The 26,056-nt window shown below is 62.3% G+C and carries 29 protein-coding genes; 18 read left to right on the top strand and 11 right to left on the bottom strand.

The genetic code is table 11. The features are described 5' to 3' along the window. Positions 1-8 precede the first annotated feature (8 nt). Positions 9-764 carry a glycosyltransferase gene (locus KBZ22_RS01195; RefSeq protein WP_255020713.1) on the top strand — a complete coding sequence of 252 codons (756 nt, stop codon included), beginning with the start codon at positions 9-11 and terminating at the stop codon, positions 762-764. A 13-nt stretch (positions 765-777) separates the two neighbouring features. Then, on the top strand, positions 778-2,229 hold the full coding sequence (locus KBZ22_RS01190; RefSeq protein ID WP_255020712.1) for a glycosyl hydrolase family 57: 1,452 nt from the start codon (positions 778-780) through the stop codon (positions 2,227-2,229). A gap of 6 nt (positions 2,230-2,235) precedes the next feature. On the opposite strand, the gene KBZ22_RS01185 is transcribed toward KBZ22_RS01190, so the two are convergent. The 5 genes from KBZ22_RS01185 to KBZ22_RS01165 form a co-directional block, all read right to left on the bottom strand. Beyond that, the gene (locus tag KBZ22_RS01185; RefSeq protein ID WP_255020711.1) at positions 2,236-2,901 is read right to left on the bottom strand and encodes an SDR family oxidoreductase; all 666 of its coding nucleotides are present in this window, start codon (positions 2,899-2,901) and stop codon (positions 2,236-2,238) included. Positions 2,902-2,946: 45 nt separating this feature from the next. Next, complete coding sequence (locus KBZ22_RS01180; protein WP_106501758.1) at positions 2,947-3,756, bottom strand: prohibitin family protein; 810 nt, start codon at positions 3,754-3,756, stop codon at positions 2,947-2,949. Positions 3,757-3,782: 26 nt separating this feature from the next. Continuing rightward, on the bottom strand, positions 3,783-4,862 hold the full coding sequence (locus tag KBZ22_RS01175) for an alanine/ornithine racemase family PLP-dependent enzyme (protein WP_255020710.1): 1,080 nt from the start codon (positions 4,860-4,862) through the stop codon (positions 3,783-3,785). After that, positions 4,859-5,944 (bottom strand): DUF1611 domain-containing protein, encoded by a 1,086-nt coding sequence (locus KBZ22_RS01170; RefSeq protein ID WP_255020709.1) that lies wholly within the window; start codon positions 5,942-5,944, stop codon positions 4,859-4,861. Before KBZ22_RS01170 ends, KBZ22_RS01175 begins: the two co-directional genes overlap by 4 nt. A 150-nt stretch (positions 5,945-6,094) precedes the next feature. Further along, positions 6,095-7,114, bottom strand: coding sequence for a GGDEF domain-containing protein (locus KBZ22_RS01165; RefSeq protein WP_255020708.1), 1,020 nt, complete (start codon positions 7,112-7,114; stop codon positions 6,095-6,097). A 107-nt stretch (positions 7,115-7,221) separates the two neighbouring features. Here KBZ22_RS01165 and KBZ22_RS01160 point away from each other — a divergent pair, with 107 nt between their 5' ends. Beyond that, the gene (locus KBZ22_RS01160) at positions 7,222-7,542 is read left to right on the top strand and encodes a 4a-hydroxytetrahydrobiopterin dehydratase (protein WP_254941624.1); all 321 of its coding nucleotides are present in this window, start codon (positions 7,222-7,224) and stop codon (positions 7,540-7,542) included. Here the strand turns inward: KBZ22_RS01160 and KBZ22_RS01155 are convergent. Then, positions 7,539-8,390 carry a galactose mutarotase gene (locus KBZ22_RS01155; protein WP_255020707.1) on the bottom strand — a complete coding sequence of 284 codons (852 nt, stop codon included), beginning with the start codon at positions 8,388-8,390 and terminating at the stop codon, positions 7,539-7,541. The two genes, KBZ22_RS01160 and KBZ22_RS01155, sit on opposite strands and share 4 nt — an antisense overlap. 146 nt (positions 8,391-8,536) lie before the next feature. Between KBZ22_RS01155 and KBZ22_RS01150 the strand changes: the two genes are divergently transcribed. Both KBZ22_RS01150 and KBZ22_RS01145 read left to right on the top strand, forming a co-directional pair. Next, positions 8,537-8,713, top strand: coding sequence for a hypothetical protein (locus tag KBZ22_RS01150; protein WP_206603458.1), 177 nt, complete (start codon positions 8,537-8,539; stop codon positions 8,711-8,713). Between the two features lie 77 nt (positions 8,714-8,790). After that, positions 8,791-8,994, top strand: a complete 204-nt coding sequence (locus tag KBZ22_RS01145; RefSeq protein ID WP_254941626.1) for a hypothetical protein — start codon at positions 8,791-8,793, stop codon at positions 8,992-8,994. 3 nt (positions 8,995-8,997) lie between these two features. Here the strand turns inward: KBZ22_RS01145 and KBZ22_RS01140 are convergent, their stop codons facing one another. Next, on the bottom strand, positions 8,998-9,222 hold the full coding sequence (locus tag KBZ22_RS01140) for a hypothetical protein (RefSeq protein WP_254941627.1): 225 nt from the start codon (positions 9,220-9,222) through the stop codon (positions 8,998-9,000). Between the two features lie 242 nt (positions 9,223-9,464). Here KBZ22_RS01140 and KBZ22_RS01135 point away from each other — a divergent pair, with 242 nt between their 5' ends. After that, positions 9,465-10,592 carry a DUF4912 domain-containing protein gene (locus KBZ22_RS01135; RefSeq protein WP_255020706.1) on the top strand — a complete coding sequence of 376 codons (1,128 nt, stop codon included), beginning with the start codon at positions 9,465-9,467 and terminating at the stop codon, positions 10,590-10,592. On the opposite strand, the gene leuS is transcribed toward KBZ22_RS01135, so the two are convergent. Together leuS and KBZ22_RS01125 are read right to left on the bottom strand one after the other, a co-directional pair. Beyond that, positions 10,589-13,228, bottom strand: a complete 2,640-nt coding sequence (leuS, locus tag KBZ22_RS01130; protein WP_396111440.1) for a leucine--tRNA ligase — start codon at positions 13,226-13,228, stop codon at positions 10,589-10,591. The two genes, KBZ22_RS01135 and leuS, sit on opposite strands and share 4 nt — an antisense overlap. A gap of 58 nt (positions 13,229-13,286) precedes the next feature. After that, positions 13,287-13,526, bottom strand: coding sequence for an Hfq-related RNA-binding protein (locus KBZ22_RS01125; protein WP_254941629.1), 240 nt, complete (start codon positions 13,524-13,526; stop codon positions 13,287-13,289). A 32-nt stretch (positions 13,527-13,558) separates the two neighbouring features. Here KBZ22_RS01125 and dapF point away from each other — a divergent pair, with 32 nt between their 5' ends. The 5 genes from dapF (at position 13,559) to dacB (ending at position 18,455) form a co-directional block, all read left to right on the top strand. Then, positions 13,559-14,671, top strand: coding sequence for a diaminopimelate epimerase (gene dapF / locus KBZ22_RS01120; RefSeq protein ID WP_255020939.1), 1,113 nt, complete (start codon positions 13,559-13,561; stop codon positions 14,669-14,671). Beyond that, positions 14,672-15,856: an aminotransferase class V-fold PLP-dependent enzyme gene (locus tag KBZ22_RS01115; protein WP_255020705.1), complete on the top strand. Its 1,185-nt coding sequence runs from the start codon at positions 14,672-14,674 to the stop codon at positions 15,854-15,856. It begins immediately after the preceding gene. After that, complete coding sequence (locus KBZ22_RS01110; RefSeq protein ID WP_254941631.1) at positions 15,856-16,548, top strand: DUF1995 family protein; 693 nt, start codon at positions 15,856-15,858, stop codon at positions 16,546-16,548. The genes KBZ22_RS01115 and KBZ22_RS01110 overlap by 1 nt, the downstream gene beginning before the upstream one ends. Positions 16,549-16,621: 73 nt before the next feature. Then, on the top strand, positions 16,622-17,161 hold the full coding sequence (locus KBZ22_RS01105) for a DUF4330 domain-containing protein (protein WP_255020704.1): 540 nt from the start codon (positions 16,622-16,624) through the stop codon (positions 17,159-17,161). Position 17,162: 1 nt separating this feature from the next. Beyond that, positions 17,163-18,455 (top strand): D-alanyl-D-alanine carboxypeptidase/D-alanyl-D-alanine-endopeptidase, encoded by a 1,293-nt coding sequence (gene dacB, locus KBZ22_RS01100; RefSeq protein WP_255020703.1) that lies wholly within the window; start codon positions 17,163-17,165, stop codon positions 18,453-18,455. Here the strand turns inward: dacB and KBZ22_RS01095 are convergent. After that, the gene (locus KBZ22_RS01095; protein ID WP_254941634.1) at positions 18,452-19,324 is read right to left on the bottom strand and encodes a hypothetical protein; all 873 of its coding nucleotides are present in this window, start codon (positions 19,322-19,324) and stop codon (positions 18,452-18,454) included. The two genes, dacB and KBZ22_RS01095, sit on opposite strands and share 4 nt — an antisense overlap. Positions 19,325-19,332: 8 nt before the next feature. Next, complete coding sequence (gene coaD, locus KBZ22_RS01090; RefSeq protein ID WP_255020702.1) at positions 19,333-19,818, bottom strand: pantetheine-phosphate adenylyltransferase; 486 nt, start codon at positions 19,816-19,818, stop codon at positions 19,333-19,335. Positions 19,819-19,883: 65 nt separating this feature from the next. Here coaD and KBZ22_RS01085 point away from each other — a divergent pair, with 65 nt between their 5' ends. The 7 genes from KBZ22_RS01085 to KBZ22_RS01055 are packed head-to-tail and all read left to right on the top strand — an operon-like array spanning position 19,884 to position 26,048. Next, positions 19,884-20,378, top strand: coding sequence for a flavin reductase family protein (locus KBZ22_RS01085; protein WP_254941636.1), 495 nt, complete (start codon positions 19,884-19,886; stop codon positions 20,376-20,378). Further along, positions 20,375-22,336: an excinuclease ABC subunit UvrC gene (gene uvrC, locus KBZ22_RS01080; protein WP_315858587.1), complete on the top strand. Its 1,962-nt coding sequence runs from the start codon at positions 20,375-20,377 to the stop codon at positions 22,334-22,336. The genes KBZ22_RS01085 and uvrC overlap by 4 nt, the downstream gene beginning before the upstream one ends. Further along, positions 22,333-22,644, top strand: coding sequence for a hypothetical protein (locus tag KBZ22_RS01075; protein ID WP_396093092.1), 312 nt, complete (start codon positions 22,333-22,335; stop codon positions 22,642-22,644). The genes uvrC and KBZ22_RS01075 overlap by 4 nt, the downstream gene beginning before the upstream one ends. Before the next feature lie 2 nt (positions 22,645-22,646). Beyond that, positions 22,647-24,158: a cryptochrome/photolyase family protein gene (locus KBZ22_RS01070; RefSeq protein WP_255020701.1), complete on the top strand. Its 1,512-nt coding sequence runs from the start codon at positions 22,647-22,649 to the stop codon at positions 24,156-24,158. 60 nt (positions 24,159-24,218) lie between these two features. Continuing rightward, on the top strand, positions 24,219-24,809 hold the full coding sequence (gene hemJ / locus KBZ22_RS01065) for a protoporphyrinogen oxidase HemJ (RefSeq protein ID WP_254941638.1): 591 nt from the start codon (positions 24,219-24,221) through the stop codon (positions 24,807-24,809). Next, on the top strand, positions 24,802-25,464 hold the full coding sequence (locus KBZ22_RS01060; RefSeq protein ID WP_255020700.1) for a PHP domain-containing protein: 663 nt from the start codon (positions 24,802-24,804) through the stop codon (positions 25,462-25,464). Before hemJ ends, KBZ22_RS01060 begins: the two co-directional genes overlap by 8 nt. Before the next feature lie 29 nt (positions 25,465-25,493). After that, positions 25,494-26,048, top strand: coding sequence for a hypothetical protein (locus KBZ22_RS01055; RefSeq protein WP_255020699.1), 555 nt, complete (start codon positions 25,494-25,496; stop codon positions 26,046-26,048). Positions 26,049-26,056: the final 8 nt, after the last annotated feature.

Here is a 26,056-nt window from a genome sequence, read left to right as displayed (position 1 = left end):
CAACTAATTTGACGACCGTTAGCGTCATTACTCCGACCAGGCTTTTGCCTGATCGATTGCCTATGCTGAGCAAGCTTAATCGTAGCCTGAACGAAAATAATTGCAGTATTGAACATGTGATTGTCGTTGATGGCAACGACCTCGAATCCCTGCCTGCCGAGCTTGCCGCCAACGCCACAGTGATTGCTTCTGCCCGGCCGATTGGTCAGGCGGCAGCGCGCAATCTTGGCCTGCTTGTTGCTCGGGGGGAGTGGATCACCAGTGCCGACGACGACGACTGGCTTTACCCCCATTCCATCGACAAGCGACTGGCCGCAATCAATGGCCAGGCAGGGGCCCAGTGGGCAGCCGGTTATTGCACTGACGATCTCAAAAATGATCCTGCCATTGTGGCCGCTGGGCCATGCCTAGCGGGTGATGTTTGGCGAGCCTGGCCATCCCCCCATGACAGCATTCCCCTGGGGCCAACAACCCTGCTTGTCCAGGCTGCCCTACTCAAGCGTGTCGGTGGCTGGATGGGCCTGCCACAAGGTGAAGATGTAGGCATGATGATTGCGGTTACAAGTAGTGCCCCAGGCGTACTTATTTCCGATTATGTCTATCACATACGCCTACATGTTGGCCAGATGACCAAGTCGGCTTGGTTTGATGATTTGGAGCTTTTGTCGCGCCGATCTGCTTGGGAGCGCGGTCAAACCATCCTTTCTCAGCAGCTTGCAAGTTCATCAGTGCCGCTGATTCGCCAGCGCATTGCCACTCTTTGACGATCTCAAACCTGTGAGCAATCCCTCCCTGCCGCCCATCGCTGGCCGCGAAGCAGAAATCCTCGCCCTGGTGCAGCAGCAGCAGCCTGTATTTCTGCCCACCACCAATCTCAAGCTAGAGCAGCTTCGTTCAGGCTTCGCCTGTGCCCTGCACATGCACCAGCCCACGATTCCAGCTGGTGCCAATGGAGAGCTGATCTCCCACCTCCAATACATGGTTGAGCATCCCGGCGAGGGTGACAACCACAACGCTGAAGCCTTCGCCCATTGCTATCGGCGTTTGGCCGACATCATCCCCCAGTTGATTGCGGAGGGCGCCAATCCGCGGATCATGCTGGATTACTCAGGCAATTTGCTGTGGGGATTCCAGCAGATGGGTCGCCACGACATCCTCGATGCCCTGCAGCGGCTGGTCTGTGATCCTGCCCTTCAACCCCATGTGGAGTGGCTCGGCACCTTTTGGAGCCATGCCGTGGCACCCTCCACGCCAATCCCGGATCTCAAGCTGCAGATCCTGGCCTGGCAGCATCACTTTGCGGCCATGTTTGGCGATGAGGCCCTGCAGCGGGTGAAGGGTTTTTCGCCGCCGGAGATGCATCTACCCAACCACCCAGACACGCTCTACGAATTCATCAAGGCCCTGCGGGAGTGCGGCTACCGCTGGCTGCTGGTGCAGGAGCACAGCGTTGAGAATCCCGATGGTTCCGCCCTTAGCCAGGAGCAGAAGCTGGTGCCCAACCAATTGGTGGCACGCAGCTCCAGCGGTGAGGTGGCCTCGATCACGGCGCTGATCAAAACCCAAGGCTCCGACACCAAGCTGGTGGGGCAGATGCAGCCTTACTACGAAGCCCTGGGGCGTGGCCCCATACCCCTTGGCGGCAAGTCCGTGCCGGCCCTCGTCTCCCAGATCGCCGATGGCGAGAACGGTGGCGTGATGATGAACGAATTCCCCCAGGCCTTCATCCAGGCCCACCAGCGCATCGCCGCCGAGGGCGGTGGTGCTGGCACGGTGGCGATCAACGGAACTGAATACCTGGAGATGCTCGAGGCCGTTGGGGTGTCAGCCCGCGATTTCCCGCCGATTCAGGCGGTGCAGCAACACAAGCTCTGGCAGCAGCTGGGAGAGACTTCCAACTCTGCAAATGTTGAGGCGGCCATCGCCGAGCTCCAGGCCCATGATCCCTCCTTCTCGATGGCCGGTGCCTCCTGGACCAACAACCTGAGCTGGGTGGAGGGCTACGCCAACGTGCTGGAGCCGATGACCAGCCTCAGCGCCGCCTTTCACCAGCACTTCGATCCCCTGGTGGCGGCCGATCCCTCAGTTACCCAGACCCAGCCCTACCAGCAGGCGCTGCTGCACCTGCTGCTGCTGGAAACGAGCTGCTTTCGCTACTGGGGCCAGGGGGTCTGGACCGACTACGCCAGCGAGATTCACCGGCGCGGCGTCGTCAGCTTGGGCGGTTGAGCGGTATTACCAAGGCAGCACCTCGCCGTTGGCGTGCCAGAAGCCTCCGCTGGTTTCCAGGCTGAGAGCATCAATGCGGGCCAGCAGGCCCCGCACCGCCTCCTCGGGGCTGATGCCCTGGGGGTTGAAGTTGACCATGCGGGTGCGCACCAGCCCCGGGTGCAGCAGTGCCACGGCGATGCCGCGGGGGCGCAGGTCGATCGCCAGGGATCGCCCCGCCATGTTCAGCGCCACCTTTGACATCCGGTAGCCGTAGGAGGAGCCGGAACTGTTGTCGTCAATCGAGCCCATGCGGCTTGTCATCAGCGCCAGCTTGGAACCGGGCTGCAGATTCGGCAGCAGGGCGGCCACGAGTCGCAGGGGCGCCAGGGCATTCACCTCAAACTGACGCCTGAGGCTGTCGCTGTCGAGATTCTCCAGGCGGTTGCCTTCGAGGATGCCGGCATTGAGGATCACCCCATCAAGCGGCTGGCCAGCTAGCCGTTGCACCAGAGCATCAAGATCCTCTTCAGCGGTGAGCTCGATCCCCGCCTCGAGGCGCACCCCCAGCGCCTCCAGTTCCGGCGATGGCGTGCGGCAGACGGCGATCACCTGATCGCCGCGGGCCTGTAGTTGTCTGCAGTACTCGAGGCCGATGCCGCGGTTGCTGCCGGTAACTAGGAAAGTTGACATTGCTGGCCTGCGCAGTTGCTCAAGACTGGCTGATTAAAGCCGCCATCAGCGCCGTCCGTTGACGATCACCGAGTTGCCGCTCCCCCCAGCCGTACCCGGCAGGGCTGGCACCACGGAGGTCTGGCCATCCCACTTGTCGAGGAAGAGCTTGTAGAGCACCTGGTCATCGAGGCTTGAGTTGAGCGTTTCGTAGCGCTTGGCTTCCTGCTCGGCGATCAAGACCTCGGTCTGGGCACGCAAAAGCTGCTGCTCGGCAATTTGTTTTTGTTCGATAGCGGCGCGGTATTCCTCGGCAATTTGCAGGCCGGTGAGATCGAGACCTTGCACGCTCACGTAATCAAATTTGCGCAGCTCCTCCGCCACCTTCTCCTGCACCAGCTCCGAAATGGAGTTCCATTCGGTGGCAATAGTCACCAACTCGTACTGCGAAAAGACTGATTTGAGTGCCTTCAATAGTGATGGTTGGATTACGCGGGGATAGATCTGCTGGTCATCGGTGGCGATCGTTTCGTATATCCGCCCAGCTTCTGCGGGCTTCATGGCGTATTTCACCGTGGCGGTGGCCTGGATCACCTGGAGATCCTTGGTGAGAGTCGAAAACTGCTCCGGTCGCACCTGGGTGCGCACGTCAAACAGCGAAGTGTTCTGCACCAGGGGCGCCTTGATGTTGGCGCCGGGGCTGCGGGGGGTACCGGTGACCTTGCCCAGGGTTGTGACAACGGCCACATTGCCGGCCGGCACGATGAACACGGTTTGGCTGAGCAGAATCGCGATGCCCACCAACACGGCCGCAATCAGGCTGAGGGTTGCTCCAGGACCATCGGGACTGCCAGCTGAGCGAAGGGGCGACTGCATGAAGGGGCCATTACCAATTGCGAACCCTAGGCAGGTCCTCCGATGAAACAACGGCTCACAAATGGAGATGTCATCGCCCGCAGCAGGCTGCTGTAGCTGACCTGGAAGCGCTGCTCATCGCCCAGCGCCAACGCCTCTGCCGCTCCGCTCACCACCAAGTGGTCGCTGGAGGCGCCCTCGATGCTGATCCCAGGGGCACTAAGACCGGCCGGATCGGCATCCTGTTCGCCCAGGGCAAGGAGCGCTCGCATGGCCATGGGTTGGTCTGGTTGCTTTTGGGGAGCGACTGGCCCATCGGCAAAACTGGTGCAGTGACGCGTTCCCCAGGCAAGGCTTGGCTTGCGCTTGGACTCGATCACCTCTGCCACCAGGGTGATGGCATCTGTGTACAGCCCTGGTATGGCTGTGCGGGTGAGGGGCTCTCGCCCCAGCAGTAGGGCCTCGCCGAGGCGCAGGTGGTTGATGCGGCCCGGATCGCCGCCACCAGTCAGCCAGGGAAGATTGGCTGAATTACCTCCCGAGCACCACTCGAGCCTGATGCCAAAACGCCTTTCCAGGGTATCGATCAGACGCGATAGTTCGCCCATATTCGCTTCATCTGGGGCAACGCCGTTTTGACAGCCCAGATTGGTGCCGATGCCCACCAGCAGCAGGTTTGGCAGGGCAAGGGTAAGTAACACCATCGCCTCAAGGTCTGCCGCGAGAATTCCCTCGCGCAGATCCCCCAACTCCACCATCAGCAGCACGCCGTGGCGCACCCCCTGGCAATGCGCTGCAGCTGCCAAGGCCTTAAGCACCACCGCCTCGCTGTTGCAGCTAATCGCCGCATGGGCCACCACCCGATCCACCTGGCTGAGCATCGGCGAGCGAATCAGCAGTAGGGGCACACCAAGCTCGCAGCGGCTAAGCGATTCGATTGATTCGATTCGCGATTCACCGATGGAATGCACCCCTGCCGCCACCCAGGTGCGCACAATTTCCGGCAGGCCCAGGGTTGCCTTGCTCACCCCGGTCACCTTGATTCCTTGGCGGGCAAGCCGATTCACCATGGTGGTGGCGTTGTGCTGCAGGTGCTCGAGATGAATCTCCAGCCGCGGTGCGCTCAAAGCTGGCCGTCAGTTGATGTACACAACTCGGGGAAAGCCCGCAGCACCATTGCCACCAGAGCAGAGGCAGGTCGGCTCACCGCATCAGTAACAGGAATGGCGAGCTCGGCCGCATAAAGGGCAATGGCCGCACTTACCTCGGCGTCATTCATGCCCTCGTGGTTCAGGGTTAGGCCGATTACCCGCGTTGGCGCGAAGGATTCGATCAGGCGAATTTCGCTTGCAGGCTTGGGCATCGGCATAAACGGAAAGTCGCTCAGCTGCCGGCGTGCCGGCGCGTGCTGCAGCACCACCGCCTGGGGCTGGCTGCCCCGCAGGATGAAGCTGGAAGAGAGATAGGCGGGATGGCTGAGGGCCCCTTGGCCTTCAATCACGATCACCGCAGGTTTTTCCGTGCAGTAGGCCTCCACCACTGCGGCCTCCACCTCCCCTGAGCAAAACTGCGATGGAATGGCATCAAGGGGAATGCCATAGCGCCCCCCTTGAATCAAGCCGGTTTGCCCGGTGCTCACCAAAGCGGCGCGGATACCGCTGGCGTTTAGGGCTTGAACCAGAAGCGTGGCGGTGGTGCGCTTACCGATGGCGCCATCGGTGCCGAGCACGGCGATTCGAATGCAGCGTGCCTTGGCGATCGAACCATTGAACAGGCGAAGATCCTTCAAAGCGGCTGGACGACGCACATCCCTGATTGACACTTGATGACGCTTGGCCGCTTGGGCAAATTCACTATCGTCGTTGAGGAATTCGCGCATGCCGCTGACCAGATTTAGGCCAGCTGCCATGGCCAGCAGCAGAGCCCGGCGATCGTCTTTGCCATAGAGGCCATCTGCAGGCGCCATGCCATAGATGAAGGTGCTGGCGCGGGGCCCTGGCAAGGCAAGGGCCTCATCTAGATCAGCCACGATGGGTATGCCGTTGCTGATGCCGTCTAGTAGCAGGCCTGCATCAATTCCAGCTGATTGGCTATCAATAATGGCCCTGATTTCAAAGGCCTCACAGAAGCGCACTAGGCCGTGGGCGGTTTTGCCATCGAGCCCCGCGAAGTTTCCCTCGCAGTAGACGACTGCAGCCGACTTAACCACACTGTGATGCGGTGAAATCGCAATGGTCAGGTCATTGACCTGTTTTAGAAATGCCAAATAAGCCAGGACCCATCATTTACCCAGACTTGCAATAAGTCTGATGTGGTGATTTCAGGGCTCAGAATTGGCCGCTGAAGGGCGTGGATATATTTACTCTAGGGCGCTTTCTGCTTCTAGGGGGTCAGCCAGTATTTCGGCGATCTGGTTTTGGCCATTGCCCTGCGCCAGGAATAGGGCCCGTTCGGCCCGAAGTAGGGCATCGAGGGGCTGGTGATCGGCTGGGGCAAGCAGGGTCAGGCCGCCACTGGCCGTTAGCTGGTGGCCGCTGGTTGAAAAGGCCCCCCGCAGCTCGCTGATGCCAGTGCGGATGGCATCGGCCCGTTCCATGGCTGTAGCGAGGTCAACATTCACCATCAATAGGGCGAATTCCTGGTCGCCGGTTTGACCCACCAGGTCCTGCTCGCATAGCTGGGAGCGCAGTAGGGCGGCAACGTCCATTACCGCCCGATCCGAGGCCTGCAGACCCCAGCGGTTCTTGATCTGGTCGAAGTGGTCGAGCTGCAGGGCCAGCACGGCCAGGCTTTCGCCTCCCTGGCGGGCCCGCAGCAGCTCAGGCTCAGCTTGCTCCAGGAAGTTTGCTCGGTTTGCTAATGCGCTCACTGGATGAACCGTGGTGAGTCGACGCAGTTCAAGTTCCCGCAGCACCAACTGGGCCAGATCCTCGAGCAGTCGCACCTGGCTGGAGCTGAAGTGGCGCGGCAACCGGTCGATCACGCACAGGGTGCCCAGGTTGTGACCGTCACGACTCTGCAGGGGTGTGCCTGCGTAGAAGCGCACCTTTGGGTCCTGAGTCACCAGGGGATTGGTGCAGAAACGCGGGTCTTGGTGGGCATCTGGCACCACCAGGGTTTCATCACCGGCAATGGCGTGGGCGCAAAAGGCCATCTTCCGCGGCGTTTCGGTGCTGTCTATGCCGTGGTGGGCAAGGAACCACTGGCGCTCGCCATCCACTAGTGAGATGAGCGCAATCGGTGTTTCCAGCACAGTCGAGGCGAGCCGCACCAGTCGCTCGAAGTGCTGATCGCCAGGATGATTTAGTACCCCCAGGCGCTCTAAATCCCTTTGGCGTAGGGATTCATCCGCCGGAATCGGATAGTCGGGATACGGCATGGACTGAGCCGATAATGCCAATTCTAGGAAGTCTTCGGCCCGCCAACCGGGCTTCACAAGGGCCATGATTTATCTATTCCCAACAGACCTTCCCAGCAGCCCTTCCCATGGCCCTCTTCCAAGAAAGCTGTCTTCCCTGCCGCGACGGGGCGCCGCTCCTTGATGCCGCTGAACTGGCCGAATTGTTGCCCCAGTTGCCCGGTTGGGTTGTTGTGGATGGACACCACTTGCAAAAGGCCTGGAGCTTTGCTGATTTTCAGCAGGCTCTCGATTGGCTCAACCGGGCTGGAGCGATCTGCGAAGCGGAGGGTCACCATGCCGAATTCAGCCTTGGCTGGGGTCACGCAAGTGCTGAGGTGTACACCCACAAGGTGGATGGCCTAACCAGAGCTGACGCAGTTTTGGCCGCCAAACTTGACGGGGCTTAGCAGGCGCTAACGGCGTAACGGGTCTGCAGCCGGCAGGTTTCGCTGGGACCAATTTCGAGCTTGCCATCGCCACTGATCAGAGCCTGGCGAGGTCCTGTCCAGGGCTCCAGGCACACCATCGGACGGGGCGGTTCGGTCCAGAGCACCACCAGGTTGAACGGGGCGCTTAGCTGCAAATCAAGGGCCAGGCCGGCTTCCGGATCCAGCAAGCGCACGTCACCACTGGGACGGACCAAAAGGTCAATTCCGTCGTCCAATCGCGCCATTTGTTCTGCCGTGTCGGCGTCGGCCATCGATAGATGGTTTAGGCAGCGCTCCGGTAGCCCCTCAAAGCGGGGAGATTTGAGGTTGCTGAGGTTGAAGTAGGGGTGGAGGCCGAAGCTGAATGGCATCGGCTCCTGGCTGCGGTTGTGCACCGAGGTGTCGATCTCGAGGGCCCCTGGCACCAGGCGCAGCTCAAGCCTCAGCAGAAAGCTGAAGGGATAGCTCGTCAAGGTTGTCTCGCTGTCGTTGAGCTCAAGGGCGATGCCTTGGCCATCCTCGAGAGCGCTCAACTGCCATGGCAGCTGCCGGGCGAAGCCGTGCTGACCTAGGGGAAAGTTCCCCTGGGGCAGGGGCAAGGTGTTGTCCGGCAGGCCGCCGCAGATCGGGAAGAGGATGGGAATTCCGCCCCGCACTGATTGGGCGGGGTCGAGGAAGCGTTCAAGATCGAGGTAAATCAGCTCCTTGCCGTTGCAGCGCCAGCCGGTGACCAGACCGCCCCGCTCAGGCACCACCCGCAGCAGATCCCCGGAGTCGCTGGCGAACTCCCAATGTGGATATGGGGTATCGCGGTGTACCAGGGCCACGGAGCTCGAGCGGGGATGGCCTATTTAGGCCTGTGACCGGCCTCTGGGCGGGTGTTCCTTCACACAATCTTCCATTGATAAAGATCAGAACCGGTCTCGATCCCCTGATCAATTCCATAAGGTCTTGCAATCAACGTGTAGCAGTTATGAATCGTTCAGAGGACAGAGCGCCTCGCCAGGAATTATTCGAGCCCCGCAGCCTGGAGTGGCAAGAAAATGGCGAGTTGGCAAGCACCGAGATGTTCGAGCTGGTCAAGCGTCTGCGGGCTGTGGAATCAGGAAAAACCGTCAACGAGCTTTGGCGGCTCAGCCAGAAAGCCTGAGGCTGGTTGTCGCACCAACACTTCCCCTTGCCATCCCTGGCCAGCTTTGGTTGATTGCAAAAGTCGCAGAGCGTGCCATGCCTGATTCTTCTGCTATTGCGGAGTGGCGACATCGCGGCTGCAGCGTGCGCTTGATCAGCCGCTGTCCAGCTGCAGAGGCCTACCGCATTCAGCACTGCAGTGGCATGCCCATGGGTTCAGTAGCCAGCCTTGAAGAGGCTCGCACCCTCATTGACGACCACATTCAATTGCTTAGGCAGCGCCTTGTAGCTAGCGCTTAGTTTTCAGGGCAAAACCCCCACTAAGCCGCGGCGGCGTAGTTCCTGCTGGAATTCACTGCTGAGCGGATCTAGGCGCCATTGCCGCTGAGTCCACTGCCACAGGGCCTGGAGCCGCCAGCCCAGCCACAGAAGGCACAGCACTAGGCCCAGCCAACGCATCGATAGGTCCACGGAGTTCACCTTGTTTAAGAACGGACCACGCTCCTGGGGAGGGGCACGGCCATTCATTGACACAAGTCGCCAAGGGCCATGGCCTCGACCCCTCTTGGCGTATCGGTTGATTTGCTCCCGCTGACAGAGCTAGGTCTTCCGTAGCCCCAGCTGCCCGCTGGGGAGCGCCTGGAATCGGGTCTTGAGGCAATACCTGGTGGGGCCGCTTGCTCCCCGGACGTGGCGATCTGCTGACAAGGCTCCGGAAACAGGGCCGGAATACCTGAAAATCGACCGAGTTTCTTCGGAAAGCAGCAGTTATGACTACGTCAGGTTTTCCGATGTCGGGTGATTACGACGCCAACGATCTGACCTTGCGTCAACTGCGCCAGATGGCGAGCAACCTCGGCATAGGCCGCTACAGCCGGATGCTGAAGGATCAGCTGCTGCGGGCTATTGAACGCAGGTCAGACTCCCAGCCCGCATCTAGCCAGCCCGGCGGCGATGCGCCTGAAGGTGTTGATCTGCGCAGCATTGAAGCTGAGATGAGCTCTGCTCCCCGGCCAGTCTCCGAAACGGCAGTTGTATTTCTGCCTAGGGATCCCCAGTGGGCCTACGTGTTTTGGGAGCTCTCCGACTCCGACCGTCGCCAGGCTATGGCCGACGGTGCCAGCCAGCTGGTACTTCGAGTTGTGGATGTGACCGGTCTCGGTGCTGGTGCTGCCCACCAGCACACCATGCAGGAAGTAGTGGTCAATAGCCATGCCACCGAGTGGTACCTGCCTGTTCCCCTCAGCGACAGGGACTATCGGGTTGAACTTGGCTACCGGCTAGCTGGGGGCGGTTGGCGTTCATTGGCCTTCTCCTCGGTGGCTCGGGTACCTGCCCTCCATCCCAGTGAGCAGATCCTCGATCAGTTTGTGCCCTTCTCTTTAGATGCTGCTGCTTCTTCTGCAGCTAGTGGTGCAGTCGTTATGCCGACTGCAGCTCCTGGTATTCACGAGCGGGTTTATCAGGCTGCCACCACTACTTGGAGGGCCGTAGGCCGCGGATCTGAGGCTTTCCACGAAGTGGATGCCAATTCCGACCACAATCAGGGTTTGAATGCTTCCGGTGCCGGTCTTTGGGCCAGTGGCCGCAACGAGTCCGGTGCTGGTGGTGTGGCTACTCGTCAGCGGGCCTTCTGGCTAGTAGCCGATGCCGAGTTGATTGTTTATGGAGCTACTGATCCGGCGGCAACCCTGCGGATTGGTGAGGAAGTCGTGCCCCTCGGCGAAGACGGCACCTTCAGGCTTCAGGTTCCCTTCCGTGATGGCCAGCAGTTGTACCCGATTACTGCCGTAGCAGCTGACGGCGAACAACGGCGCAATATCACGCTTGAATTCGTCCGCACTACCCCGGACGCTAACGTCAACACCGCTGAAGAAGCGGTGGCTGAGTGGTTCTAGGGCACCAGATTCACCAGCTTTCCAGGTACCACGATTACCCGGCTGGGGGGCTTGCCCTCCAGCCATTTTTGTGCGATTTCGCTATTGAGCGCCAGCTGTTCAAGGGTTGCTTTATCAGCGTTGGCCGGCACCGCCAAGCTGCCTCGCATCTTGCCCTTGACCTGAATAACCAAATCAATAGTTTCGCGCACTAGGGCTGCAGGGTCTGGGTGCGGCCAGCTCTGGGCGTGGATGCTGCAGTTGTTGTCTGGATTGGCTCCCAAACGCAGCCAAAGCTCCTCCGCCAGGTGGGGGGCAAACGGAGCCAGGAGCACCAGCAAGGTGTGCAATGCCTCTTTAGCTACGGGCGCAGTGGCGGCCTCGAGATGTTCAGCCATCACATTGCTGAGCTTCATTAACTCAGAAATGGCGGTATTAAACTGATATTCACCATCGAGGTCCTCACTGATCTCGGCTATGGCCGTATGCACTGCCCGGCGCAGCTCCAGCTCAGAAGCCGTCAGGGTTGTGTTGGCAAACTGGGCCGCAGTTTGCTCAACCGCCCTCCCTACACCTGACAGCTGAAGGTCTCGGGCGCAGGCCCCATCCACCAGCCGCCACAGACGCTGTAAAAAGCGAAACTGGCCTTCCACATCGGCGTCATCCCATTCCAGATCTTTTTCCGGTGGAGCCTTGAACAGGATGAACATCCGGGCCGTATCAGCGCCATACTTATCAATTACCTGGGCAGGGTCGACGCCGTTGTACTTCGACTTCGACATTTTTTCGTAGAAAGTCTCTAGCGCTTCGCCGCTGATTGGATCGCGGGGGTCACTTGGATCGACAACATCGCCCGGTGCGATATATTTGCCGGAGTGGGGGTTCTTGTAGGTAATGCCCTGAACCATCCCCTGGGTAAGTAGGTGGGTGAAGGGTTCATCGAAGCCCAGCAGGCCCCGGTCTCGCAGCACCTTGGTGAAGAAGCGGGCATAGAGAAGGTGGAGGATCGCGTGCTCGATCCCACCCACGTATTGATCAACCGGCAACCAGCTGTCCACTGCCTCGCGAGTAAACGGAAGGTCTGTGTTGTGGGGATCGCTGTAGCGCAGGAAATACCAGCTGGAGCACATGAAGGTGTCCATGGTGTCGGTCTCACGCTTCGCCGCCTTACCGCAGCAGGGGCAGTCCACGTTCACCCAGCTCTCTAATTGGGCTAGGGGCGATCCGCCCTTGCCCTCAAGGTTGGCCCCCACCGGCAGCTCAACCGGCAGCTGTTCGGCCGGTACGGGCACCACACCGCAGCTTTCGCAGTGGATCACCGGGATCGGACAGCCCCAGTAGCGCTGGCGAGAGATCAGCCAGTCGCGAAGACGAAACTGCACCTTGGCATTGCCCCAACCCTGACCCGCCGCTGCCTCGGTGATCGCCCTTTTGGCTTCAGCGCTTGGTAACCCATCGAAGCAACCGGAGTGGATCAAAACCCCGGCTTCTGTCCAGGCACCACCTTCGAAGGCGTGCTCGTCGCTGCCCTGGGGAATGATCACCTGCTGCACCGGTAATTCGTACTGCCGCGCGAATACGAAGTCGCGCTGGTCGTGGGCAGGGACCCCCATCACTGCGCCGGTGCCGTAGTCGGCGAGGACGTAGTCGGCGATCCAGAGGGGGATAAGGGCGCCATTGGCTGGGTTGCGCACCCGGGCACCGATCGGCACACCCCGTTTGGGTTTGTCGTCGGCCGTGCGCTCAAGCTCGCTTTGGCGGCTCACCAGATCACAGAAGGCCTGCACGTGGATAGCCTGCTTGGCGGTGGTCAGCCCAGCTACCCGGGGGTGTTCTGGGGCCAGCACCAGGTAGCTGACGCCAAAGATGGTGTCCGGGCGTGTTGTGAACACGGTGATCTGTTCACCGGTGCCGGCGCCAGATGAATCCACAACCTCAAAGTGCAGCTCGGCGCCCGTACTGCGGCCAATCCAGTTGGCCTGCATGGTGCGCACCCGCTCCGGCCAACCCTTGAGCTTGGGCAGATCGTCCAGCAGTTGGTCGGCGTAGGCGGTGATCTTGAGAAACCACTGGCGCAGCTTGCGTTTCTCCACCAGGGCTCCGGATCGCCAGGAGCGGCCCTCGCCGTCCACCTGTTCGTTGGCAAGCACCGTTTGGTCGATGGGATCCCAGTTGACGCTTGCGTCCTTCTGGTAAGCGAGCCCAGCATCAAGAAACTGCAGAAATAACCACTGGGTCCAGCGGTAGTAATCGCTATGGCAGGTAGCCAGCTCTCGATCCCAGTCGATGGAGAGGCCAAGCCGCTTCAGCTGCTCCCGCATCGAGGCGATGTTTTGATCGGTCCAGATGCCGGGTTCAATTCCCCGCTCGATGGCCGCATTTTCGGCTGGTAAACCAAAGGCATCCCAACCCATCGGATGCAGCACCTGCTTGCCCCGTAAACGTTGCACCCGGGCGATCACATCGGTGATCACGTAATTGCGTACGTGACCCATGTGCAGGTTCCCCGATGGATAGGGGAACATCGACAGGGCGTAATAGCTGTCGCCGCAGGACCCATCCAGCTTCGCTGGCGTGCGGTGCTGAGCCGTGCTCTCCCAGTGCTGCTGCCAGCGTGATTCGAGGGCCTGGGGTTGGTAGCGGGGGGCGTCGCTCACGGCAGCCAGGCTGGATCAGGGCTTTGATCGTGCCACAGCCCAGTTGGATGTCTCCTGCTCAGCCGAGCGCACGGATCGTCGCTGCGGCCGCGCGTTTGATCAGGGTGAGGGGGCGATTTTCGTCCTGCTTGAGCGCCAGGTAGTCGATGTCCTGCCAATGCAGGATTCCCTCAAGCTCACCCACACCCGGCACCTGGACCGCCACCGGGGTTTTATGGCGAATCAGATCCTGTAAGTGCCGAATGCTGGGTTGCGAGGTATCGAGGGCGGTGGTCCGCTTCTCGAAAAAGCTCTGCATAAGATCTAGCTGTGGCTGCGCTCGCCCCCATCGTGCTCCAGTTCAGCAAATATCAAGGCCTGGGAAATGATTTCCTCATGCTTGATGGCAGGGGAGCTTCCAGCACCGATGCCAGCTACGGCCTCACCCCGGAACGTATTCAGCGCCTCTGCGACCGCCGCTTCGGGGTTGGCGCTGACGGTGTGATCCTGGCCCTGCCGCCCCGGCAGGGCGGTGAGTTGCGCATGCGGATCTTCAATGCCGATGGCACGGAACCGGAGATGTGTGGCAATGGCATGCGCTGCCTGGCCCGCTTTCTGACCGATAGCGATGGCGATGTTCCCGGGCGTCAATGGCAGATCGAAACCTTGGCGGGGCGCATCGTTCCCGAGCTGCGTCAGGACGGCAGCATCCGCGTCGACATGGGAGCCCCCTTTCTCGATCCTGCATCCATTCCGACCACCTTGCCTTGTGGCGATAACGGGCTGCCCCAGGGCAATTTGGAAGTGGCTGGCACCTCGTTTGCGGTCGGGGCGGCCGGCATGGGCAATCCCCACGTTGTGATCCCCGTTGAAGACGTTGAGGCGGTGGATTTGGAGCGTTATGGCGCGGCATTCGAGGTTCACCCTGCATTCCCCGCCCGCACCAACGTTCATTTCGTTCAAGTAATCAGTCGCACTCACCTGGTGATGCGCGTATGGGAGCGTGGAGCGGGCCCCACCTTGGCCTGCGGCACCGGTGCTTGCGCCACCCTCGTGGTGGCCCATCTGCTGGGGCTGGCTGAACGCTGCGCGCGCCTCGATCTCCCAGGCGGGCCCCTGGAAATTGATTGGGATGGAGCCAGTGGTCATGTGTTTATGGCGGGCCCCGCTGTGGCTGTTTTTGACGGCGTCGTGACCCCCGAGCTCTGGGGCGATGAGCCCTTTGAACTCGAGGCCGCCGCCCCGGTGCAAAAGCAACCAGACGCTTCGCCTGCTGTCGACTGCGCCAGCGTCTGCACCAATGGCTGCATCCGACCTGAAGCCTGCCCTTCAGCCGAAGCCAGGGCCCGGGTTGATGCCCTGCTCAACAGCAGCTCCCTCGACGACCTGGTGGCCTTGGCCGCCAATTCCCTTGAATCGCGGATTCGCTCCCGCTTTGAGAGCGATCCAGCCCAGGGAGGCTAGGTGGGCTATTTGGCCAGTCAGCTGCCAGGACTGGCTGGCTACTTCGACACCAGCGCCACCACACCCACCGCTACCGAGGTGCTGGAGGCCATGGCCCTTGCCCAGGCCACGGCCTGGGCTAACCCCTCAAGCCTCCACGGCCCTGGCCTTGCGGCAGCAGAGCAGCTCGAACGCTCGCGCCTGAGCCTGGCCGCTGGGCTGGGCTGCGAGCCAGATGAACTGGTGGTGACCTCCGGTGGTACCGAGGCCATTCATCTGGCCCTGCTCGGGGCTGCTGCTGGCCTCACACCCGGCCGGCTGGTGATATCGGCGGTCGAGCATCCCGCCACGATGGCGGCAGCTGCCCAACTGCAGCAGCGCGGCTGGAGCGTCCAAGCGGTGCCGGTGGATAGGCAGGGATTGCTTGATCTCGACGCCCTCGATGGCTTGCTGGTGCCTCCAACCCGTCTGGTCTCGGTGATCTGGGGCCAAAACGAGGTTGGCAGCCTCCAGCCGATTGAGGCGATCGGGGCCCGTTGCCGGCGGGCGGGGGTGCTGCTGCACGTTGATGCGGTGCAGGTTCTGGGCCACCTGCCGATCAATTTTCGCCAGCTGCCCATTGATTTTTTGAGTGGGGCGGCCCACAAGCTGCAGGGCCCCAGGGGGGTTGGGTTGCTGCTGGTGCGTCGTGGCCTCGCCCTCCAGGGCCAGCTTGGTGGTGGCGGCCAAGAGGGCGGTAGGCGTGGCGGCACCGAACCTGTGGTGCTGTTGAGCGGCTTCGCCAAGGCCCTGGAGCTCAGCTGTGCCACGCCTTCGCTGGCACCCCTGCGCGACTCCCTGCTGCATCGGCTACTTAGCCTTCCCGGGCTGCGGTTGAGCGGTCCGCCCCCGGGCGACTCCCGCCTGCCTCACCACCTCAGCCTGCTGGTGGCTAGCGAGGCTGGTCTGCCGCTTTCCGGCCGCAACCTGGTGCGTGAGCTCTCCCGCCAGGGCTTCGCCCTGAGCAGCGGTTCGGCCTGCAGCAGCTCTGGATCGGCTGCCAGCTCCGTGCTCCGGGCCCTGGGCTATGGCGAGGCCGACGCCGCAAGTGGCCTGCGCATCAGCCTCGGGCCCTGGCATTGCGCCGCCGATCTTGAGGCCCTGGTCCAGGCGTTGCAGATGGCGCTTGCGGCCTCGGTAGCGTCGGAGCATCCGTTGACGGCCTAATGCTCCCCCCCGATCTGCGCAGCGCAGAAGCTGAAGCACTGGCGGCGATTCAGAGCGCCTTGGCAGCAGGAGCCAAGGGGCTTTGGAGTGTCGAGCTCCGTTTCGAGGGCCTGCGATTGCTCCCCTTGGCCTTGCGATTGCAGGCTGGTCTCAGTTCAGCTGCACCCAGCCTGAGGTTGCTTTGTGCCGATGCCGGCGCCACTGCCCTTGCCCAACGCGATGCCCCTGATTTCGCAACCCGAATTGCCAGCCTGCGCGATCAGATGCGCCTTCAGCAGGCTGATGGCGGCAGCGAGGGCGTGCTGCTGCTGGTGGCACCTTCCCCCGCCGACTACGAGGAGGTGGAGCAGGTATGCGCCCTGCACCGCGGCGTTGTGTTGCTGTTAAACGGCAACCTCGAGGATGCGGCCATCGGTATCGGCAGCGTGGCTCGGGAGCGCCGCAAGGGTTTTCTGTCCGGCTGGCAGAGCGCCTATGCCCTGATTCCAACAGGAGATGGGGCCCTGCGTCGGGCCTGTCCGGGGATGTGGGAGCTGTATCGCTGCGATGCCGATGGCTATCGCTTTGTTTGCAGTTTCGACCAGAAGCCAGACATGGAGCAACGGGCGTTAGCCATGGCGGGTGAAGCCGGCTTGGGGCTCGGCGCCAACCTCAAAGTGATGGACGCTTTCATTGAAGGCCTGCGCAACTAGCCCCCTGCGGACCCACTTGCACTGGATCTAACCGGCCAGCCTCCGTACACTTCGCCAAACACAGACCTTGCCGATGGCTTCCGAGAGCGACCAGAGCCCTGCAGCAAAAGGACGCTCCTGGAGCCTTGTTGACATCGGCGCCGGAGTTGCGGTGCTCCTGGCTGCCGCAGGGGTGATCTGGAGCCCCAAGCTGAGCGGAGCGGTGGCTCAGGCCACCGGTGGACTCACCCCAGTCACCGTGCTGGTGGATGTGCGTGGCGTGCCGGTGGCTGATCCCAGAGCCTTGATTCAGGCCGCCCAGGAGGACGGCAAGGTTGCAATCGTGATCCGTAACCAGCCCCATGGCTCGGTGGCGCTCAAGCAGGTGTTGCCCCTGCAGCGGCGCCTGGTGGCAGTCCAACCCAACGGATCGGTGGTGACGGCTGTGGACCCCAACCAGGCAACCCTGGGCAGCCTCGATGCTCGTTTTGTGCTCCAGGGCCAGGGCCGCAAGAGTGCTGGCGGTGTGGTTTTTGGCAACCAAACCCTCAAGATTGGTGCCCCAGTGGAAATAGAGGGGGAGCAATTCCGCGTGGGCGGCACGGTTAGCGGGCTCAAGGTTGGAGGTGGCTGAGATGGCCCCTCTCAAAACCCCTGCTAAGCGTCAGCTTCTGCTGCGCCTTTCTGGTGTGCATGCCCTAGTGCTCGTTTTGGTGGTTGCGCCAGCTGCCGCCCTGGCCCAGCAGGTGCCCCTGGCGTCCCTGCCGCCCCTGCCCCCACCGGTTGGCCTGCCCCAGCTACAGGCTCAGCTGAGCTGTCCGGCGCTGCAGCAGCGGCTGCTTGCCACCGTGGCAGGCGAGGCTTCTGTGTGGAGCATCACCATTGCCGATGCCCAGGGCCGCCTGCTGGCCGACCTCAACGGCACCCGGCCCCGCATTCCTGCTTCCAATCAGAAGCTGGTGAGCACGGCCTACGCCCTAGACCGATTGGGCCCTGACTATCGCCTTAATACCCAGCTCTGGCGGCTGGGTGATGGCAGCTTCCGCCTCACCGGAGAGGGCGACCCCGACCTGGCCCTGCCCCAGCTGCAGCGATTCGCCATGTTGGCGATGGGATCGGGTGGCAGCAGTGGTGAGACGCCTTCGCTGGTGCGGTTGCAGATCGCCGAGGAGCCCCGCCAGGCCTGGTGGCCCCAAGGTTGGCACCCAGACGACCGCTACTACGCCTACGGCGCGCCGATCACCCGGCTGGCGGTCACCAGCAATGCCATCAACGAGGCGGTGATGAATCCGCCTTCCCGACTACAGACCCTGCTGCAGAAAACCATGGTTCAGCGGGGGGCCAAGGTCCAGCTCTCACTGGTGTCGGCCCGCGCCCCCCTGCCCGCTGATGCCGTGCTGCTGCACCAGGAGTCATCGGCTCCGATGCACAACCTGCTGAGCCTGGCTAACACCGAAAGCCACAATTTCACCGCCGAAGTACTGCTGCGCCAGGCCGCTGGTACCTGGGATCTGGCCCGAGCCACCCAGCTTCAGATGCTGTGGCTCACCGAACAGGGCCTGCCGATGCAGGGGGTTCGCGTTGCCGATGGCAGTGGCCTCGACCGAGCCAACCGACTCACCAGCCGCTTCTTGGCTGCCCTGCTTGTGCGCATGGATCAGCACCCCTACGGCCGCGCCTATCTGGCGTCGATGGCGGTTGCGGGGCAGCGGGGCACCCTGCGCAACCTTTATGTGGGCACCCCGCTGCAGGGCCAGTTCTTTGGCAAAACAGGCACAATCAGCGGTGTGCGCTCCATCAGTGGCGTGTTGATGACGGCTGCCGGGCCCCGCTACGTAAGCGCCATCAGCAATGGCGCCAGCTCACCCAACGTCACTATTGGCAAGGTGTTGCGACAAGCGCAAAACAGCCAGCTGTGCCCCCCCTAGCCCGCTAGCTGCTTGAGAGTGTTGGCTACCCGGCGGCGGCGGCCAGTCGTCTCCTCGACAGCTGGCGCGGCAGTTTCTGGCGCCTGGAGTCGCACCAGTTCGCGGCGGCCCCCCAGTACCACCTGGCTCATCTCCTTCAACCTGCCCTCGAGTTCGCCCAGCACCTGCTCGGCGTAGCGGTTGGCACCCTCTTGAATGGCGGCCGACTCCTGGCGGCTGCGGCTCACCAGGGCGTCGCATTGCTGCTGGGTCTGCTGGCGGAACTGCAGGGCGTCGTTGTGTACCCGCTCCGCTTCTGCCTGGCTATCGCGCTGCACCCTCACTCCCTCTTGGCGGATCTGCTCAAGTTCAGCCATCGCCTGTTGACGATTGCGATCGTGCTGTTCGAGCAGCTGGCGGTTGCGCTCAGCCGTTTCCTGTTCGAGCTGCTGACGGCGGAGCGCAAATTGCTGCTCCATCTGGGCCGTGCGGGCCTGGTGCTCCTGTTCAGCCTGGGCAACCTGCTGGCGGGCTTGCAACATCAGCTGCTCGCATTGTTGGCGGGCCTGATCCCGCAGCTCACCCACCTGCCGCTCCGCCTCCTGACGAATGGCGGCTGAGTTGATCAGCTGCTCCCGCTCCCTTTTGCCAGCAGCAATGATCTCGTCGGATTGCTGTCGCGCCTGGCCAATAAATTCCTCACGCTGACGGATTAGCGCTACGGCCTGCTGCAGCTGGCTCGGCAGCGATTCCCGCAGGGCATCCATCACTTCAATGGCGTCCTGCTCATTGACCAGCCGTCCGCCGCTGAACGGAATGCGGCTTCCCTCCAGCACGATCTCCTCCAGCTGATCGAGCTGATCCAGCACGGTGATGGTGGGCTCGGTCATGTACAGCTCTAAAGAGATGCCCGATTAAAAAGCCTGCACAGGTCTTCCGCCACTCCGGGGGGCACCATGTGACGCACATCGCCGCCAAAGCGAGCCACCTCCTTCACCACGGAACTGCTCAGGAAGCTGTGGTGCACAGCAGTAGCAAGAAACAGGGTTTCCACCTGGGGGGCCAGGCTTTTATTGGTGTGGGCGATCTGCAACTCGAATTCAAAGTCGCTCAGGGCCCGCAGGCCCCGCAGAATCACCTGGGCCTGGCAAAGACTGGCGAAATCGACGGTGAGGCCATCAAAACTGCCCACTTCAACCCCCGGGAGATGGGCCGTGGCGGTGCCGATCTGCTCCAGCCGTTGCTCGAGGCTGAAGGCCGGCTGCTTGGTGGGGTTCTGCAGCACGGCCACCACTACGCCGTCAAACAGGCGTGCTGCCCTCTCGATCAGGTCGAGGTGGCCCAGGGTGAGGGGATCGAAGCTGCCGGGGTAGAGGGCGCGCATTAGGCCAGCCTATGGGTGCCCGAGGCGTTTCTAGGGTGGATGTAGTTCTAAGCGCTCTTGCCGCCATGGCCCTTAACCCCGCCCTTAACGCCGAAGCCAAGAAAACCCTGCTGCGCAAAATTCCCCATGGCGTGTTCATCTGCGGCGTAGCTGAGGGGGATGAGGTCAATGGCTTCACCGCCAGCTGGGTGACCCAGGGCTCCTTTGAGCCGCCATTGGTGGTGATGGCTGTGCGGGCCGACAGCACCAGCAACGGCATCATTCAGCGCACCAAGAAATTTTCCCTGAACGTGCTTGCCGCTGACCAGAAGGACCTGGCCGCAGTTTTCTTCAAACCCCAAAAAGGCATGGGCGGTCGCTTCGATGCAGCCCCCTTCAGCCTCGGTGAGCTGGGCTTGCCGATTCTCGACAACGCCCTTGGTGCGGTGGAATGTGAGCTGGTGGGTCAGGTGGCCCATGGCGACCACACCGTGTTCGTGGGCGAGGTGAAGACGGCCACCCTGCACCGCGATGGTGCTGCCCTTGAGCTCGGCAGCACCGGCTGGCAATACGGCGGTTGAGCCTGCCCCTGCTGCAGCAACCCGAACGCCTCAAGGTCCGGCTCAAGGAGGTGCCCTCCGAGCCGGGTTGCTATCTGCTGCGCGATGCCAGCGATCGCATCCTCTACATCGGCAAGGCCAAGGTGCTGCGCAATCGGGTGCGCAGTTATTTCCAAAGCGGTAGCGGCCATGGCCACAGCCCGCGCATCTCCCTGATGGTGCGCCAGGTGTGTGAGATCGAATTCATCGTCACCGACAGTGAAGCCGAGGCGCTGGCGCTCGAATCCAACCTGATCAAGCAGAACCAGCCGCACTTCAATGTGCTGCTGAAAGACGACAAGAAATATCCCTATCTCTGCATCACCTGGAGCGAGGCCTACCCGCGCATCTTCATCACCCGGCGGCGGCGGTTTCGCTCGCCCTTGGATCGCTTTTACGGGCCCTACGTGGATGTGGGCCTGCTGCGCCGCACCCTCACCCTGGTGAAGCGGGTTTTTCCGCTGCGTCAGCGACCCCAGCCGCTCTACAGGGAGCGCACCTGCCTCAACTACGACATCGGCCGCTGCCCAGGGGTGTGCCAGGAAAAGATCAGCTCCGAGGCCTACCACCTCACCCTGCGCCAGGTGGCGATGGTGTTTCAAGGGCGCAACGAGGAGCTACTCGAGCTGCTGAATGAGCAGATGGGCAAATATGCCGAGCGGCTTGACTTCGAGAGCGCCGCGCGGGTGCGCGACCAGCTGCAGGGCATCGACACCCTCACCGCTGATCAGAAGATGAGCCTCGGCGACAGCTCGGTGAGCCGTGATGTGGTGGCCTTAGCCGCCGATGAGCGGGTGGCGGCGGTGCAGCTGTTCCAGATGCGGGCCGGCAAGCTGGTGGGGCGGCTTGGCTTCACCGCTGATGCCGTAGGCGCCGATGGCCAGCCCCTGGAGCCCGGCCGCATCCTGCAGCGGGTGGTGGAGGAGCACTACAGCCAGGTGGAGCCGGTGGAGATTCCCCCCGAGCTGCTGCTGCAGCACGCCCTACCCCAGCAGCCCCTGATCGAGGAGTGGCTGGCGGAGCGCCGCGGCCGCAAGGTGAAACTTGCCGTGCCCCAGCGGCAGCAGAAAGCCGACCTGATCGAGCTGCTGGAGCGCAATGCCAGCTATGAGCTGCAGCGGGCCCAGCGCGGCGCCGAGCAGCAACTGTTGGCCACCGAAGACCTGGCCCAGCTGCTGGAGCTGCCTACCCCCCCACGTCGCGTCGAGGGTTACGACATCAGCCACATCCAGGGCAGCGACGCCGTGGCCTCCCAGGTGGTGTTCATCGATGGGCTGCCGGCCAAGCAGCACTACCGCAAATACAAGATTCAAAGCAGCTCGATCCGCTCAGGCCACTCCGACGACTTCATGGCCATGGCCGAGATCATGCGCCGCCGCTTCCGCCGCTGGGCCCAGGCCAAGGCCGAGGGTGCCGACCTGGGCGAGCTCCGGCGGGCCGCCAACACCACGCTCCACACCGGTGGCCTCAATGATTGGCCAGATGTGGTGATGATTGACGGCGGCAAGGGCCAGCTCTCGGCGGTGATGGAGGCTCTGCGAGAGCTGAATCTGCACGAAGAGCTGGTGGTGTGTTCCCTGGCCAAGCAGCGGGAGGAGGTGTTTATGCCAGGGGCTAAGCAGCCCCTGGAGAGTGAGCCCGACCAGCTGGGTGTGCAGCTGTTGCGTCGTCTGCGCGATGAGGCCCATCGTTTCGCTGTGAGCTTCCATCGCCAGCAGCGGGGCGAGAGGATGAAGCGCTCGCGCCTCTCCGATATTCCTGGCCTGGGACCGAAACGGGTCAAGGAGTTATTGGCTCACTTCCGCTCGATTGATGCCATCCAGTTGGCCAGTCCAGAGCAGATCGCCGCTGCCCCGGGAGTGGGGCCGGCCCTGGCCCGCCAGGTGTGGGATTACTTTCACCCAAGTGACGAGCTCGTTAGCGAGGAGTGGGCCAGTTGAGGCGTCTGGCTTCCCTGCTGCTACTGCCCTTGGCCCTGGGGCTGCTGCTGCTTTTTTCACCTGCCCTAACGCCGCCGGCCCTCGGCGCCCCCGGCATCTGCGTTGGGCCCGTCTGTGGTGATGAGATCCACCGCAGCGCTAAGCATCACTGGCAGCTGCGGCTGCGGGTAAACGACCAGCAGGGTCAGCACGAGCGTCTGGTGGTGGATTGCCGCAATGGGGTGCTCAGCCCCCTGGCTGGTCCGGTGGAGCGGGGCTACGCCGCGGCCGTAGCCCGCCGTGCCTGCCGGCTGGCTGGTGAGGCCTGAGCGTGATTGGCATCTGGGTGCTGGGCGACCAGCTGGACCCCCTCCAGGCAGCTTTGGCAGCCCACACCCCCGCAACTACCCGGGTATTGCTGATTGAGAGCAGCTCGGTGCTGCAGCAACGCCGCTATCACCGCCAGAAGCTGGTGCTGGTGTGGAGTGCCATGCGGCATTTCGCTGCCGAGCTGCGCCAGCGGGGCTGGACGGTGGACCTGCTTGAGGCCCCAACCTTTGCTGAAGCGCTGAAGGATTGGCTGGCCGAGCACGAGATCAGCGAGCTGCATCTGATGGAGCCAGCCGAGCGCCCCTTTCGTGAAGCGATTGAACGGCTGCCCCTGCCTACGCCCCTGGTGTGGCACCTCTCCAATGCTTTTCTCTGGAGCCGGGATGATTTCGGCGCCTGGGCTGCTCCCTATAAGCAGCTGCGCATGGAATTGTTCTACCGGGAGGGCCGCAAGCGTTTTGGCGTGCTGATGAGCGATGACGGCCAGCCGCTTGGTGGACAGTGGAATTACGACCAGGAGAATCGCAAGGCACCGCCAAAGGGGCTGGTGGGGCCTGAACCATTGGTCTTTGCGCCAGATGCAATCACCCGGGCCGTGATTGCCAAGGTGGACAGGCTGGCTAAGGAGCTTGAGGCCGCCTCTGAACCTGGCTTACCAGGGATTAGTGCGCCGTTTGGGTGGGCAGTTACCCGCACCCAGGCGCTGGCGGTGCTGGAGCATTTCATCGATACGCGGCTCGATGGCTTCGGCCCGTTCCAGGACGCCATGGTGAGCGGCCAGCCCACCCTGTGGCACGCCCTGATCTCCCCTTATCTCAACATTGGCCTGTTGCAGCCCCTTGAGGTGATCCGCCGGCTGGAGCAGGCCGGGCTGGAGCGGGGTACGCCCCTTGCCTGCCTGGAAGGGGTGATTCGCCAGATCCTGGGCTGGCGCGAATACACCCACGGCCTCTACTGGTGGTTTGGCGCCGACTATCCCGCCCGAAATCATTTCGGCGCTAACCGTCCGTTGCCCGGCTGGCTAGAGCAGCTGGGCGGCAGTGGCATGGCCTGCATGGACACGGTTCTGGCCGAACTCGAGGTAAGCGGCTACGCCCACCACATCCAGCGCTTGATGGTCCTAGCCAACTACGGCTTGATCGCCGGCCTCGATCCCCAGGCCTTCACCGCTTGGTTTCACCGCATGTTCATTGATGGCTACGACTGGGTGATGCAAACCAACGTGCTCGGCATGGGGTTGTTTGCCGATGGCGGCATGCTGGCCAGCAAGCCGTACGCCGCCAGCGGCAATTACATCAATCGGATGAGCAGCTACTGCAAGGGCTGTCGCTACAACCCGAAGCAGCGCACTGGAGCGGATGCCTGTCCCTTCAACGCGCTCTATTGGGATTTCCTGGCTCGCAACCAAGAGGGACTGCGCCGTAATCACCGCATGGGGCTGGTGATGAAGCAGCTCGAGAAGATCCCCCCCGACGAGCTGGCGGCGATCCGGGCCACAGCTGCGGCTCACTGACTGCTTCAGCCCACTGACTGCTGCGGCCCTAGTTTGTGGGCCCTTGCTTGAACTGCCGCCATGCCCTTATTGACCCTGAGCTGGCCCGCCGAGGCCTACCTCTGGTTCAAGACTCTCCACATCGTGGGGGTGGTTGTGTGGTTTGCCGGGCTTTTCTATCTGGTGCGGCTGTTCATCTATCACCGCGAGGCTGAGGAGCTGGAGGAGTCGCTGCGGCCGGCTTTCCAGGCCCAGTACGGCTTGATGGAGCGCCGTCTGGCCAACATCATCACCACCCCCGGCATGGTGGTCGCAGTGGTCTGTGCGGCTGGTTTACTGAGCGTGAATCCCGCCTGGCTGCAGCAGGGCTGGATGCACGCCAAGTTGGCCTTCGTGGCTGCCTTGCTGGCTTACCACGCCTTTTGCTATCGGTTGATGGGCCAGCTCAACAGGGGAGCCTGCAGTTGGAGCCCTAAGCAATTGCGGGCCTTAAACGAGTTGCCCACCCTGCTGCTGGTGATCGTGGTGATGCTGGTGGTGTTCAAAAACCAATTCCCCACCGGCGCTGCCACCTGGTTCATCGTGGCCCTGGTGGTCTTCATGGCCGCATCGATTCAGTTTTATGCCCGCTGGCGGCGGCTGCGGGCGGAGCGGTTGTCCGCGAATGCCTGAACTCGTGCCTGATCACCCCTTGCGGCACGTACTCCGCCAGCTGACGCCGGCCTGCTGCCCTAGCCGGGTCAATTTCCACTGCCACACCATCTGCAGCGACGGCAGCCTGACCCCCCTTGAGCTGGCCCAGCAGGCCCTAGAACTCGGCCTGGAGCACCTAGCCATCACCGATCACCACAGCCTGGCCGCCCACGGGCCTGCCATGGAGGTGTTTAAGGCGGCGGCTAGCGAGGGCCGTGCCGTGCCCAGCTTCTGGCGAGGGGTGGAAATCAGCTGTCTGCTCGAGGGCTGTTTGGTGCATGTGCTGGTTCTTGGTTTTGATGCCGATCACCCCAGCCTTGAGCCCTATCTGCAGGGGCGGGCGCTGGTGGGGCCAGCGCTCCAGGCTGAGGCGGTGCTGGAGGCGGGGCGCCAAGCGGGGGGTCTGCTGCTACTTGCCCATCCCGCCCGCTATCGCCTGCCCTTCCAGCGGTTGATCGCCGCCGCCGATCGTCTCGGTTTTGATGGCGCCGAGGCTTGGTACGACTACCAGATGCAGCCGCGCTGGACACCAACGCCTCTGGTGTGCGAGGCGATTGCTGCTGAGCTGCAGCAACGTGGCCTTTTTATGAGTTGCGGTACCGATACCCATGGACTAGCGCTTCTCGGCCGCTAGGGTTTCCTGACGCTTACCCCTGGCAGACGATGGGTTTGTTTGATCGCCTGTTCGCCACCCGCGACGGCAACGCCGCCGCCCCCAAGACCCCCCAGCCCAAAAAGGAGGTTGAAACCTTCTTCCTGGATGCCGACGCTTCCAGCAGCATGGGCAACGTTGATTTCATGCGGCGATCCAACACCATTCGCCGCACCTTCCCGGGCTCGGCTGACAGCCCCGGCAACAAGGAGATGGTGGCAGAGGTGGCTTCGATGGAGTCGCGGCTGGAGCGGGTCTCTGATGGCTTGGGTGGGCAGACCAGCCAGCCTGAACCAGCCTTTGATCTCACCCGAGGTGTCCCAAAACCAGTCAAGAAGACCTTCGCCCAAGCCTTGTCCCAGGCGGAACTTGATCAGCGCATGAAAGGTTCTGCCATGGGCGTGAATGTGCCTGGTGGAAGTGCAGCGATCAAGCAGGAGCAGGCTCAAGCTCAGGCCCAGGCAGCTGCGATGGCAAGCCCGCAGGTCCAGATCAGCCAGCAGGCCAGCGGCAAAGCTGGCGACATTGATCCCTTCAAGCGCATGAGCAGAGAATTAAAAGGTTGATCAAGTTG

Origin of the sequence: Cyanobium sp. L1E-Cus, from assembly GCF_024345755.1 — a bacterium.
Lineage (GTDB): Bacteria > Cyanobacteriota > Cyanobacteriia > PCC-6307 > Cyanobiaceae > Cyanobium_A > Cyanobium_A usitatum.
Note: the sequence above shows the minus strand (reverse complement) of the source record. Positions and strands in the feature narration are given on the sequence as shown.